The organism is Nisaea nitritireducens (assembly GCF_014904795.1).
GTDB lineage: Bacteria > Pseudomonadota > Alphaproteobacteria > Thalassobaculales > Thalassobaculaceae > Nisaea > Nisaea nitritireducens.
This window is the reverse complement of record NZ_JACZFS010000046.1, coordinates 1-12,867: the sequence shown is the minus strand read 5'-3', so window position 1 is coordinate 12,867 and position 12,867 is coordinate 1. Positions and strand designations below refer to the sequence as shown.

Genomic DNA, 12,867 nt, shown 5'->3' with positions numbered 1-12,867 from the left:
ATCCACACAAAGAAAACGGGAACCCTGAATAATGTCAGGATTCCCATTTGGTAAGATGGTATTCGCCTTGCGAATGAGGCTCACGTCTCATTCACAAAAGCTTCAAGAAAAACCCGGAGATAACGCCATCCGGCAGCTATCTGTCGCCTTTACCAGCGAGCCCGCCCGCGACTTCCTCGGTCGACTCCGCCGACAGCTCCTTCGGAAGCACGAGGTTGAGGACGATGGCGATGAATGCCGCAGGCAACAGACCGGACGTCATCAGAATGCGCAGCGTATCCGGCAGATACTGCACCGCCTTCGGCTCCATCTGCAGACCAAGCCCGATGCTGAGAGCAATGGCGAAGATCACCATGTTCCGGCGATTCCAGCGCACATCGCTCAGCATCGAGATACCGGCCGCGACGACCATGCCGAACATGACGATCACGCCGCCGCCCAGCACCTCGATCGGGATGGTCCGGATAATCGCACCAACCTTCGGTACGAGACCGCAGACGATCAGGAAGATCGCGCCATAGGTCACGACATGGCGGCTCATCACCCCGGTCATGGCCACCAGCCCGACATTCTGGCTGAAGGAGGTATTCGGCAACCCGCCGAAGAAACCGGCCAACGCGGAACCAATACCATCGGCGAAGGTCGCCCCCCGGATTTCCTTGTCCGTCGCCTCACGCCCGGCACCGCCCTTGGTAATGCCGGAAACGTCGCCCACAGTTTCCACGGCGGAAACGAAGGCCATCAGGCAGAAACCAAGGATCGCCGCACCGGAAAACTCGATGCCGTACTTGAACGGCTGCGGCAGGGCGAAGACAGCCGCCCGCTCCCACGAAGTACCGATGGCGCCGAGCGGTAGCATGCCGATGGCAATGGCATAGAGATATCCGACGATCAGGCCGATCAGCACCGCAGACACAGAAAGCATGCCCCGGGCGAAGAACTTCAGACCGAGTGTGACCAGAATGACGATCCCGGCGGCGGACCAGTTCAGCAACGATCCGTATTCCGGCGAGTTCATCGCCGGAACGCCGCCCGCCGCATATTGAATACCGACCTTGACCAGCGCCAGACCGATCAGCGTGACCACAAGCCCGGTCACAAGCGGCGGCAGGGCAAAGCGGATACGCCCGATGACGGTGCCGAGCAGGGCATGGAAGATGCCGCCAACAATGACACCGGTGAACAGCGCCGCAAGCCCATCCACCCCCTTGCCCGCGACCAGCGGGATCATGATCGGCAGGAAGGCGAAGGACGTCCCCTGCACCACCGGCAGTTTCGCGCCGACAGGTCCGACGGAGAAAGTCTGCAGCAGTGTCGCAAGACCAGCGAACACCATCGACATCTGAATCATGTAAAGCAGTTCGGGAAAGTCCGGCGAGTTGGAGCCGAACCCGAAACCGGCGGCACCGGCAACGATGATCGCCGGGGTGACGTTAGAGACGAACATCGCCAGCACATGCTGGATCCCGAGCGGTATGGCCGTCATCGGCGGCGGCGTGAAATCCGGGTCGCGAAGCTGTTCCGGCGTCCCAATTGAATTGTCAGACATTCCTGCACTCCTGCTGTTCACAAGACAGGGCGTTTCCCCTTAGCTTCGCTTGTTCCCCCATGGAGTGTCCGTGCGGCCCCCGCCACACCGCGAAGTCTTGAATTTTCTGTATCATACATTCTGGTGAAGAGCATCCGGCACAGCGCAACCATTGCAGGCCGGCAACCTCTCATTCAGCCGATAAGGAAGCTCGCCGCGTCGAGTTCGGGCGGTGCCACGCCGATCAGGGTGACGGAGTTGCCCCCGGCGAGATCAAGCACCGCGTTTCCGGAGCCGTCCGATGTGATGCGGGCCAGCATCTCATCCGCATTGGTGACGCCGGTTCCGTTGATATCTGTGCTCACGCCGATCACGTCCTGTCCGACCACGAAGTCCGTGATCACGTCCGCACCGTCGCCGTCTGCGAAGCGGAACAGGTCATTCCCGTCCCCGCCGACCAGGGTGTCCGCCCCTGCGCCGCCGGAAAGCGTGTCCGCGCCGAGATTGCCGTACAGGGAATCGTCGCCAGCGCCGCCGTCGAGATGATCCGCGTCTTTCCCGCCGTAGAGCGTGTCCTGGCCGATATCTCCGTAAAGAATATCGGCGTCCTGATTCCCGTAAATCAGGTCGGCACCATCACCCCCGGACAACAGATCGCTCCCGTACCCGCCGATCAGACTGTCCGCCCCCACGCCGCCCGAAAGCGTATCCGCGCCGAGATTTCCGAACAGAGAGTCGTTGCCCGCGCCGCCATCGAGAAGATCCGCGTCCTTCCCGCCGTAAACCGTGTCATCTCCGGCTTCACCCTTAAGGCTATCGGCGTCCTGATTTCCGTAAAGCAGATCATTCCCATCGCCGGCCCAAAGCGTGTCCGCGCCGTAATTGCCCCAGAGGGTATCGTCGTCCTCGTTCCCGAAGATCAGGTCGGCACCATCCTGTCCGGACAGAAGATCCTCTCCGGCGCCTCCGGAGATCGTATCGTTCCCCGCATTGGCGGATACGGTGTCGTCTCCACCGAACGCCTTGATATGATCCGCGGTTGATCCACCGATGAGGTGATCGGCTCCATCCGAGCCGGACGTCACGTTGTCGACGATTGGAGCAGGGGCGGGTGTGGCAACCCGCGTCAGGACCACGTCGTTGCCGGTTCCGGCCGCATAACTGATCGTAAATCGAGCGCCGCCGATGGTAAGCGTCGCTCCCTCCGCAAGACCGGAGAATGTCCCGGTGACCGCGTCGGTCCCGTCATTGTCGATCAGGATATAGCTGTCGCCCACGGCCGATGTGTAGCCAACCGTCGCGTTCAGGGTGGCGTTCGAGATGGTCACGGTTCCGGTGACCGCGATCTGGTCGTATAGGGTTCCCGCCGTCGTGCCGTTGATTTCCATGCTCGCCGTGGAGCCGGAGGCGAGGGTCAGGTTGCCGGTCGAGATCTTCCCCGGGCTGTTGCCAGGTGCGATCGTGCCGCCGCTCTGAACCGTGACCGCCGTCGAAAATGTGCTGGTGCCGCCGAGAGTGGCGCCGGAGGCGACCGTATAGGTGCCGCCACCGGCGATCGTGCCGGTACCGCTGATGGTACCGGAGAAATCGGTCGACGCGGAATCCGTGAGGGTGAGCGTCCCGGTGCCGATATTGATCGTGCCGCTGCCGGTGAGACTACCGACGGTCTCATTCGTGTCATTGAGATCGAGCGTCGCACCGGACGAGACAGTCACCGCTCCGGCATCGGCAAGGGCGTTGCCGCCAGAAACCTGCAGGGTTCCCGCACTGATCGTCGTCCCGCCGGAATAGGTGTTCGTGCCGCTCAGCGTGACGGTGCTGGTGCCGGTCTTCGTCAGGCTCCCCGTCCCGGTGATATCTCCGCTCAACGTTGTGGCCCCGGTCACATTGACGGTGCCGTTCGAGGCGCCGAGGGAAATCGCGTTATCGATCGTCGTCGCGCCGGTGACCGCCAGCGTGCCGCCGTTCAGCGTCAGCGCACCGGTACCGAGGTTGCTGTCCGCCGCGACCGAGACCGTGCCATCGCTGACCGTTGTCGTTCCGGAATAGGTGTTCGTGCCGCTCAGCGTCGCGGTACTGGCGCCTGTCTTTGTGAGATTACCGGTCCCCGAGACGACACCGCTGAAGGTGACATCCGCAGTGGTATTCAGCGTTCCATGCGAGGCGCCGAGCGTAATCGCATTGTCGATCGTCGTCGCGCCGGTCACCGCCAGCGTGCCGCCGTTCAGCGTCAGCGCACCAGTGCCGAGGTTGCTGTCCGCAGCGACCGAGACCGTGCCATCGCTGACCGTTGTCGTCCCGGAATAGGTGTTCGTGCCGCTCAGCGTCGCGGTATTGGCGCCTGTCTTTGTGAGATTACCGGTCCCCGAGATGACACCGCTGAAGGTGACATCCGCAGTGGTATTCAGCGTTCCATGCGAGGCCCCGAGCGCGATGGCATTGTCGATCGTCGTGGCGCCGGTCACCGCCAGCGTGCCGCCGTTCAGCGTCAGCGCACCGGCACTCAGGTTGCCGTCAGCCGCAACCGAGAGCGTGCCCTGGCTGACGGTCATGGAGCCCGTGGCGGTGTTGCTTCCGGAAAGCGTCAGCGTGCCGGTGCCGGTCTTGGCCAGCACGTTCGTACCGTCGTCGGTCACATTGCCGGATATGCTGACATTGTTGACGCCGGTATCGATGGTCGCCGTATCCTTGATCTCGATGTTCGAGGTGTAGGATCCACCGGTCGTGAACCGAACGGTCGAGTTGCCCAGGATATCGATCAGGGGCGCCGAGGTCGTCGTCCCGATCTCGGCGGTCGTGCCGCCGAGGACCCAGATCTTGTTCGTCCCGCTGACAGAGCCGTTGAGTGCGATGGTTCCGCCGCCAGCCGTCTGAAGAATTCGGGGTGTACCGGAGAAAGAAACCCCGGAATTGAGGGTCAGCGTCTGTCCGGCGGAAATCGAGAAATAGAGATGCGAGGCCGCGACGATGTCCGAACCGCCGATCGTCAGCGAGGTTGTCGTTCCGGTGAAACTGAAATTTGTGGCCGCCGGATTCGTGAATTCCGGCGAGGCCGCGAGGGTGATCGTCGCACCCGCCCCGAGATTGCTGAAACGCACGATTTGATCTTCAGCCGCTGCCGCCGCCTGGAGCGTATTCGCGCTGTCGTCGCCGGCATCGCTCGTGACGTCCACGGCGAGCAGGCCGGGCCATGCGGCTGCCCGTTCAGCGTCGAGGAGAGGCGGCAGATCGCCCGGCGACATGCCCACCGCAACGTCCAGCGTCCAATCGCCGCCGCGCCCGGCAGCACCGGTCGGCGTGCTCGACGCATGCACCGGCGCGTCCAGCGCGAAGGAAAGCGCCTCGACGAACCGCTGCCCCGCCGCGCCGCGTCCAACCGAACAGCCATAGAGAACGAGCGGCCGTCCGGCGAGCGCGCGCCGGAGACCAGCGATACCGTATGCGTCCCGGGTTAGCGTATCGAGAGACACCTGCCCCGCGGACAGGAGGAGCACGCCCGGCCTCCCATGGCTGAACAGATGCACCGAGGAAGCCCGCGGGCTGGCCCGCCTGATCGCATCCCCGAGCACCTGGAGGGCATCGGCGGCGGCGCCAAGCCGGACAACATCAGGCGCCCCCGTCATCGCCTGTATCAGTTGGCTGGAAGCAGGAAGTCCCCGGTCTAAAAGAACAAAAGGTGCGTCAATGGGTTCCGGGAAACGCGCATCACCAGGCCTTCGCGAATCAAAAGTCGCTGCGTTAGGCGCTTTGCTTTTTGAAACACGTTCGGCCATCCGAATTTAAATTCGCCATCGTTTTTTCGCGGAGACTCGATGGTTGCTTTAAATTGCGAGCCGGAAAATAGCTGTTGGAAAAGTTGGCATTTCCAAAAATGACAATTTGGAAATTTTGGAAATTCTCTGCATGGCCGGATGCGGAGCAGCCCGAACAGCGCCTTCAGGACAGTGCGCCAGACACTCGACAAACGCCCCCCGTAACAGCGCCGCAGCACCGTTCGTCCGGCCTATTCCTCGGAGCGGCCCGTGGCGTCACGATCGCGCTCATATCGCTTCATGCTCGGAAACGACGGCAACCAGGACTCGCGGCGGATACACCAGAGCTCATAGGTTGGCTTCAGCTGGTCGGGTTCGTCCAGCGCCCCCAGGTTCACTTCGATTTCGTCACCGCTGCGTCCGAAAACAGACGAGCTGCAGTGGGGACAGAAAAATCGCCCCTCATATTCGCGCACCTCGCCTTCGACCGTCACAGCATCCTGAGGGAATATCGCGGACGCATGGAAAAGGGCGCCATGATGCTTGCGACAATCCAGACAGTGACAAACGCCAACCCTATACGGAAGCCCCGACGCCACAATCCGGACATTGCCGCACAGGCAGCCGCCGGTAAAACGGTCCATGTCGTACCTCCTCTGAAATCAAACGGTCGCAACGATTATAACGGACAATACTGTAATGATATTCGACCGCAGCAGGCTGCGAAAAAATTCCGTGCCGCCACATCGGTCGAGCGACGAGCAGAGCCGGAATGCCTATTTCATCTGGGAAGTAATGGTGGGCGCGACTGGGATTGAACCAGTGACCCCTACGATGTCAACGTAGTGCTCTCCCGCTGAGCTACGCGCCCTATATGTCGCGGCATCGGGAAAAGTGCGCCGCGAAGGAGGCGTGTGTATAGCCAGCGGCATTCGGTTTTGCAAGACCTGATTTTCCGGTTTTTCGCCCGTCTTTCACATCGCCAATCCGGCACCCGCCGCTGTCCCGGCAACAAGCGGAGGATACAGCTCTCTTCTTGGTTTGCCCGTTCCGGTTTCCATATTAGGGTGAAGTGAAATTTGCCGGTCCGGGAGACTGCGCTTGAGTGTGGATAAAACAACAGGGAATACCGGCGGAGACGCGGCGGCCGGAGACAGACTCGAAGATGTCGCCACGGCACTGATAGAGCCGGGCTTCCTCAGCTCCGGGGATGTCGCGGGAAATCCGGTCCAGACGGTGCCGGATGAGATTGCCGGGGTTTACCGGATCGAGCGCCCCGCGCAGACCAGCAGCCCCCTTGTTGTCGCCTCCCCGCACAGTGGCCGTACCTATCCGCAGGATCTGCTCGACGCCACCCGGCTCGCCCAGCTGGATCTCCGCTCTTCCGAAGACAGTTTCATGGAACAGGTGCTGGAAGGCGCCAACCAGGCGGGAGCGCCGCTGCTGACGGCTCTCTTCCCGCGCGTCTATGTGGATGTGAACCGGGAGCCGTTCGAGCTCGACCCGAGTATGTTCTCCGACCCTCTGCCCGACGGCGCCGCCACCGACAGCATCCGTATCTCGGCCGGGCTCGGGACCATTGCCCGCGTGGTCGCCAATTCCGAGCCGGTCTACGGCCACAAACTCTCCTTCGACGATGCTGCACATCGTATCGGCAATTACTACGCCCCCTATCACCGGGCCCTGCAGCGGCTGATCGCCGAAGCGCTCGAACAATTCGGCTTCTGCCTGCTGGTCGACGGCCATTCCATGCCGTCCAGCGCGGTGCGCCATGTCCGCAGCGAGCGGCGCCCGATCGATATTGTCCTTGGCGATTGTCATGGCGTGACCGCCGCCCCGGCCTTCATAGAGCGGGCTGAGGACTTCTTCAGGGAGCGGCACTACACCGTTCGGCGCAACAGCCCTTATGCCGGCGGGTTCGTAACCCGGCATTACGGCCGGCCGGAGGTTGGCGTCCATGTCCTGCAGATCGAGATCAACCGCGCCCTTTACATGGACGAGCGGCGGATCGAGCCACGGGCCGGTATCGACCCGCTGAAGAAGGACATGGCAGCTCTCCTGGGCGCGCTGTCGGATACCGCGCGGCGCATGGCCGAGGACGGAACAGCCTCCCTCCATGCGGCAGCGGAATAGCCCATTCACCGAACAAACGGCACGCTCCTTGCTTCTGCCTTCCTGACACGGGAGTCAGACCATGCGCTATCTATCGATGCCAATCATTTTTGCCGCGACTGTAATTGCCACACTCGGCCTGCTCGCCGCGCCCCGGGCGCACGCGCTCGGGCCATCGGACAAGATATGCGCCAACGCGACACGTCACGCCGAGGAAGAGCACCGGCTGCCAAAGCACCTGCTATTCGCGATCTCCCTCAAGGAAACCGGACGCTGGAACGATGAGCGTAAGGAAAGCTATACGTGGCCCTGGACGGTGACGTCCGGCGGCAAAGGCCGCCATTATCCGACGGTTTTCGCGGCCATGGCCGAAGTACGCCGTCTGCTCGCGACAGGCACCACGAACATCGATGTCGGCTGCATGCAGATCAATCTGCGTTATCACGGCACCGCTTTCGAGGATCTCGCAGAGGCCTTCGATCCCCTGAAGAACACCGACTATGCAGCCCGCTTCCTGACCGAATTGAAAGAACGGCACGGGTCCTGGCGGGATGCCACCGAGCACTATCATTCCGGCAATAGCGTGCGCGGTAAAAATTACCGGGACGCCGTGTCCAAGCTACAGCAGAAAGCCTACAGGGGCGAAACCGTGACCATGGCCGATCCCTCCACCGACAATCTTACACTCGCGTCGGCCGCAGCAGACCGTGCCGACGACCTGACCGCAAAAGCGCTGGCCCGCAAGGAACAGCAGGCCCACGAACAGGCCATGCGCGACGAACGGGCGGAGCGTCAGCGGGAGATCGCCGAGGAGCGTGCCCTGGAATTACGCCAGGAATTCGAAGATCGTAAAACCCGTTTGCTGGCCGCCTGGAAAAAACGGAAGGCCGAGAGACGGGCCAAATCCGGCATCATCGCCTTGGCGGACTGAACGGCCGCGCCGGGCTCCCGGCGCTACAGTAAACAGCTCTTGCAGATCCGCGCCGGCCGCGCGAGCTTAGCTCTTCCTGACCATCCAGTTCCATGGAGCCGCCAATGCCCGGGCCTGTCCGCGGGGTACTGTTCGACAAGGACGGTACGCTGATCGATTTCGAGAAAACCTGGCTCCCGGGGCTGCTCTCTGCAGCACGGCAGCTTGTCGAGACCCATGGCATAAAAACGGACGTCGATGACTTGACCCGCGCCGCCGGAGGCGACCCCGAGAAGGGAGCGATCGCTCCCGGAACCCTGCTTGCCCAAGGGACGGCCATCGAAGTGGCGGAACTCTGGTGCGGGCTGGCTCCCGCTCTGCCTGAAATCGACGAAACGGCCGCGTGGCTCGACACCTACTGGCTCGATCACGCGGCCCGCAATCTGGCGCCGGTCTGCGATCTTCGGCAATTGTTCTCAACGCTGCGCGCACGGGATGTCCGGATCGCGATCGTCACAAACGACGCCGAACGTGGCGCGCGGGACATGGTCGAATCTCTGGGCCTGCGGGATTTGGTCGATTTCGTTGCCGGTTATGACAGCGGGCACACACCGAAGCCGGCACCGGACATGCTCGAAGCCTTCCTGCGCGACGGGGACATGAAGGCCACCGAAACGGTCATGGTCGGCGACAGCAGGGCAGACATGGAAGCCGGCCGGGCAGCGGGATGCCGCGCCACGATCGGCGTCCTCACAGGTGCCACTCCGGAGTCTCAACTGGCCTCTCTGGCGGACTTTATCATCCCCGATGCGGGGCATCTCCCGGACCTGCTTTTTCAGGCGCACTGACCTGAAAATACAAGAATTTCAAGCAAAATAACGTATACACAAACGTATTTTCTCCTGACGGGAAAACCCCTCCTCCCCAGCCCCTTGCAGAATTGAAGCCTTTGACGGCGTGTAAAATCACGGCAATACTTCGCGCACCACGGGACCAAGACGCTTCGGATATCGTCCGGGACGAAAAAAATTCACTGTGGAATGAAGCTAAAGAGGCTCGGATAACCGGGTCCGAAAGCGGATTGAACAAGGGAGGAAGTTCATGAAATCGGGTTTTCTGAAATCATTCGGTGTGCTTGCGATCGCCTCGACGATCGCCATCGGTATCGGCTCAAATGATGCCGAAGCCAAGAAAGTACGCTGGAAAATGCATGCTGCATTCGGTCAGAACGTAAAAGTTCTTGGCCAGCCGCCGCACCGCATTTCCAAGGGCATTGACCGTATGTCCGACGGCGACTTCGACATCAAGGTGTTCGAGCCAGGCGCACTTGCCGGCGGTTATGCCTACTACGATCCGGTAAGCCAGGGCGCGATCGACTCCGCCTTCGGAACATCGGGCGCCAACCAGGGCAAAAACTCTGCCTTTGCATTCCTGTCGACCTGGCCGTTCGGCCCGGCCGCGCCGGAATTCGTGGCTTGGTTCAAGTATGGCGGCGGTGTGGAGATCGGCACTGAACTCTATGCTCGCGACAACATCAAGTTCCTGCTCTGCGGTATGATCCCGCCGGAAACCTCCGGCTGGTTCCGCGAGGAGATCAAGAGCCTCGATCAGCTGAAGGGCCTGAAAATGCGCTTCTTCGGTATCGGCGCCAAGGTGATGCAGAAGTTCGGCGTTTCGACCCAGCAGCTTGCGGGCGGCGACATCTACCCGGCTCTGGAGCGTGGCACCATTGACGCCACCGAGTTCTCCATGCCGGCGATCGACCGGTCCTACGGCTTCTATCAGATCGCCAAGTACAACTACTTCCCCGGCTGGCATCAGCAGTCCACGTCCAACGAATTGCTGATCAACATGGACAAGTGGAATGCCCTGTCCGACGGCCAGCAGGCGATGCTTGAGATCTCCTGCGACAAGAACATTACGGACATGATCGCCGACGGCGAAGCGTCCCAGTTCGAAGCGATGATCGCCAACGAGAAAGACGGCGTGAAAAACATGACCTGGCCGGACTCAGTCCTCGACCAGCTGCGTGGCGCCTGGAACGAGGTTCTTGCCGAAGAACTGGCGTCCAACCCGGACGTGAAAGTTCTCTGGGACAGCTTCACCAAGTTCCACACTGGCTACAAAGTCTGGGGTGACCGCGGTTACCTGAAATAAGACAGAACACATGCGGGAGACTCCGGGCGGAGTCTCCCGTCTCTTTCTTTGTGCCCGTGCCGGGCGCAGCGGATACGTCGGCTCACCGCGTCCTGCGAACCAGGCCCAGCCGCTCATTCCGGTCCACTCTAGGAAATCGAGGTTTCAGATATGAAAGCCGCACTGAATATTGCGAGCGTTCTGGATCGCTTCTCGCGCAAGGCGGGTCAGGCCGGGGCTTGGCTTATACTGCCGCTCGTCTTCGTCATCATGTTCGACGTGATCACCCGTAAGGTCGACTTCATCAGGCTCTATTTTTCAGATTTCTCCATCGAATACGGTTATTCGGTGTCCACTATCCTGCAGGACTTCGAATGGCACTTGCACGGCGTCATTCTGCTATTGACCTTCGGTTTCGGCTATCTCGCCAACGCCCATGTCCGCGTCGATGTGTTCCGTGAGCATATCCCTCCGCGCAAGCAGGCCTGGCTTGAGTTTATCGGCCTGTTCATCATGGCCGTTCCCTTCCTCTTTCTGGTCGGCTGGCAGTCCTGGATCCTCATGGCGATTTCTTTTCACCAGGGCGAAGGCTCGGAATCCCTCACCGGCATTCCGTGGCGCTATGTCATCAAGTCTTTCATGATCATCGGCGTGGTTGTGTTGAGCATGGCCGTCGTGGCCACGCTGTGCCGTCTCGCCGCCTATCTGTTCGGGTCCCGAGAAGAGCATGAAGAAGCGCGGGATTCGCTCGAAATCTTCAACTACGAACATCACCGGCCGGAATGAAAAATGAACAAAGAAAAACCGGCAATCTCCTGGGGGGCAACGCGGTAACCGATGTTTGAAGCTCTATACGACCACATGTACGAATTCATAGGGGCGTACATGTTTCTCGCCCTGGCGCTGATGCTGTTCACAGGGCTTCCCGTCGCGTTCGCGCTTGGCGGGGTTGCCGTCGCGTTCGGCGCACTGGGAATCTGGCTTGATGTGCTCGATTTCGCGGTCTTTTTCCAGGTCATCCAACGGATCTGGGGCGGAGACGGCGCATCGGGCGCGATCCAGAATCCGATTCTGGTCGCCATACCCTGTTTCGTCTTCATGGGCACCATGCTGGAACGGTCGAGGGTGGCCGAGGATCTGCTGCACATTCTGCAGGTTCTCTTCCGGCGGGTCCCGGGAGCGCTCGCGCTCGCGGTGACGGTCATGGGCACCATCATGGCGGCCACCACCGGCATCATCGGCGCATCCGTCGTCATGATGACGCTGATGGCATTGCCGACGATGATCTCGCAAAAGTACGATCGTTCGCTCGCCACCGGTACGCTCGCGGCCAGTGCCACACTCGGCATTCTCATTCCGCCGTCGATCATGCTGGTGCTGATGGGCAGCCTGCTCGCAGTCTCGGTCGGCAACCTCTTCATCGGCGCGATCTTCCCCGGCCTTGTGCTCTCCGGTCTTTATGTCGCCTACATCGTGACCATGGGCATCATCTCGCCTGAAAAGGCACCGGCAATCGCCGACAACGCGATCCAGATGGAGCCAAGCAACAAGGCGAATATCGCCAAGTTCTTTGGCTTCAGTGTGGTTGCGATCGGCTTCTGCTACTTCATGGAGCAGAGCCATCTCGCGGATATCTTCAACTGGGGCCTGATCGGATTTCTGATGGTCTTCGGTATCTCGATGATCATCGGCCGGATGGAAGGCGACAGTTATCTGGGCGGTGTCCTGAAAGGCTTCGTGCCGCCGATTTTCCTGATCACGCTGGTGCTCGGTTCCATCTTTGCCGGCTGGGCAACCCCGACCGAAGCAGCAGGCGTCGGTGCATTCGGCTCATTGATCCTGGCCGTCTCGAACGGGACACTGACCCGGGACGTGCTAAGGGATGTGGTGCACCGCACCGGCCTGACCACCTCGATGATCTTCCTGATCTTCGTTGGTGCCACGGCCTTCTCGACGATTTTCCGGAACGTCTATGGCGAAGACCTGATCATCGAGTTCATCGAATGGCTCCAACTCGGTCCCTGGCCGCTGCTGTTCATGCTGATGTTCGTGGTCTTTATTCTCGGCTTCTTCTTCGACTGGCTGGAGATCACCCTGATCATCCTCCCGGTCTTCGCGCCGGTGATCCAGACCATGGCCCCCGCCTTTGCACCGCATCTCGGGCTTGAGACGCCGACCAACAACGCACAGCTCGAATTTGTGCAGCAACAGGTGATCTACTGGTTTGCGATCATTGTGGCGATCAATCTGCAGACATCGTTCCTGACGCCGCCCTTTGGCTTCGCGCTCTTCTATATGAAGGGTGTTGCCAAGGAGATGGTCTCAATGCAGGAAATCTATAAGGGCATCATCCCCTTCGTCGTCCTGCAGCTGATCGGTCTCGCCATTGTGGTTGCCTGGCCGGAAATCACGCTCTGGCTACCCAGTGT

At 60.8% G+C, this 12,867-nt stretch carries 9 protein-coding genes and 1 tRNA gene; 7 read left to right on the top strand and 3 right to left on the bottom strand.

Features of this window, described 5'->3' with window-relative positions:
• Positions 1-136 precede the first annotated feature (136 nt).
• Positions 137-1,549: a uracil-xanthine permease family protein gene (locus IG629_RS15325; RefSeq protein ID WP_193172816.1), complete on the bottom strand. Its 1,413-nt coding sequence runs from the start codon at positions 1,547-1,549 to the stop codon at positions 137-139.
• 173 nt (positions 1,550-1,722) lie between these two features.
• Positions 1,723-5,301: a DUF4347 domain-containing protein gene (locus IG629_RS15320; protein WP_193172815.1), complete on the bottom strand. Its 3,579-nt coding sequence runs from the start codon at positions 5,299-5,301 to the stop codon at positions 1,723-1,725.
• 74 nt (positions 5,302-5,375) lie between these two features.
• Between IG629_RS15320 and IG629_RS23050 the strand changes: the two genes are divergently transcribed.
• Positions 5,376-6,098, top strand: coding sequence for a hypothetical protein (locus tag IG629_RS23050; RefSeq protein WP_449867054.1), 723 nt, complete (start codon positions 5,376-5,378; stop codon positions 6,096-6,098).
• Here the strand turns inward: IG629_RS23050 and IG629_RS15310 are convergent.
• Positions 6,077-6,151 (bottom strand) — tRNA-Val (locus tag IG629_RS15310). The two genes, IG629_RS23050 and IG629_RS15310, sit on opposite strands and share 22 nt — an antisense overlap.
• A gap of 236 nt (positions 6,152-6,387) precedes the next feature.
• On the opposite strand from IG629_RS15310, the gene IG629_RS15305 reads away from it, so the two are divergent.
• From IG629_RS15305 to IG629_RS15280, 6 genes are all read left to right on the top strand, one after another.
• Entirely contained in the window at positions 6,388-7,413 is a 1,026-nt protein-coding gene (locus tag IG629_RS15305) for an N-formylglutamate amidohydrolase (RefSeq protein WP_319025105.1), read from the top strand.
• A 61-nt stretch (positions 7,414-7,474) separates the two neighbouring features.
• A complete protein-coding gene (locus tag IG629_RS15300) occupies positions 7,475-8,323 on the top strand; it encodes a transglycosylase SLT domain-containing protein (RefSeq protein ID WP_193172813.1) in 849 nt (282 codons plus the stop codon).
• A 104-nt stretch (positions 8,324-8,427) separates the two neighbouring features.
• The gene (locus IG629_RS15295; protein WP_193172812.1) at positions 8,428-9,150 is read left to right on the top strand and encodes an HAD family hydrolase; all 723 of its coding nucleotides are present in this window, start codon (positions 8,428-8,430) and stop codon (positions 9,148-9,150) included.
• A 253-nt stretch (positions 9,151-9,403) separates the two neighbouring features.
• Positions 9,404-10,459: a TRAP transporter substrate-binding protein gene (locus tag IG629_RS15290; RefSeq protein WP_193172811.1), complete on the top strand. Its 1,056-nt coding sequence runs from the start codon at positions 9,404-9,406 to the stop codon at positions 10,457-10,459.
• 150 nt (positions 10,460-10,609) lie between these two features.
• Complete coding sequence (locus IG629_RS15285) at positions 10,610-11,224, top strand: TRAP transporter small permease subunit (RefSeq protein ID WP_193172810.1); 615 nt, start codon at positions 10,610-10,612, stop codon at positions 11,222-11,224.
• A gap of 99 nt (positions 11,225-11,323) precedes the next feature.
• Positions 11,324-12,867: TRAP transporter large permease (locus IG629_RS15280; protein ID WP_226886781.1), on the top strand; the 1,544-nt coding region annotated here is incomplete at its 3' end.

Excerpts from the sequence above, each read along its gene's own strand:
- IG629_RS15325 (WP_193172816.1), bottom strand. The coding sequence starts at position 1,549 with ATGTCTGACAATTCAATTGGGACGCCGGAACAGCTTCGCGACCCGGAT.
- IG629_RS15300 (WP_193172813.1), top strand. The coding sequence starts at position 7,475 with ATGCGCTATCTATCGATGCCAATCATTTTTGCCGCGACTGTAATTGCC.
- IG629_RS15285 (WP_193172810.1), top strand. The coding sequence starts at position 10,610 with ATGAAAGCCGCACTGAATATTGCGAGCGTTCTGGATCGCTTCTCGCGC.
- IG629_RS15320 (WP_193172815.1), bottom strand. The coding sequence starts at position 5,301 with ATGGCCGAACGTGTTTCAAAAAGCAAAGCGCCTAACGCAGCGACTTTT.
- IG629_RS15295 (WP_193172812.1), top strand. The coding sequence starts at position 8,428 with ATGCCCGGGCCTGTCCGCGGGGTACTGTTCGACAAGGACGGTACGCTG.
- IG629_RS15290 (WP_193172811.1), top strand. The coding sequence starts at position 9,404 with ATGAAATCGGGTTTTCTGAAATCATTCGGTGTGCTTGCGATCGCCTCG.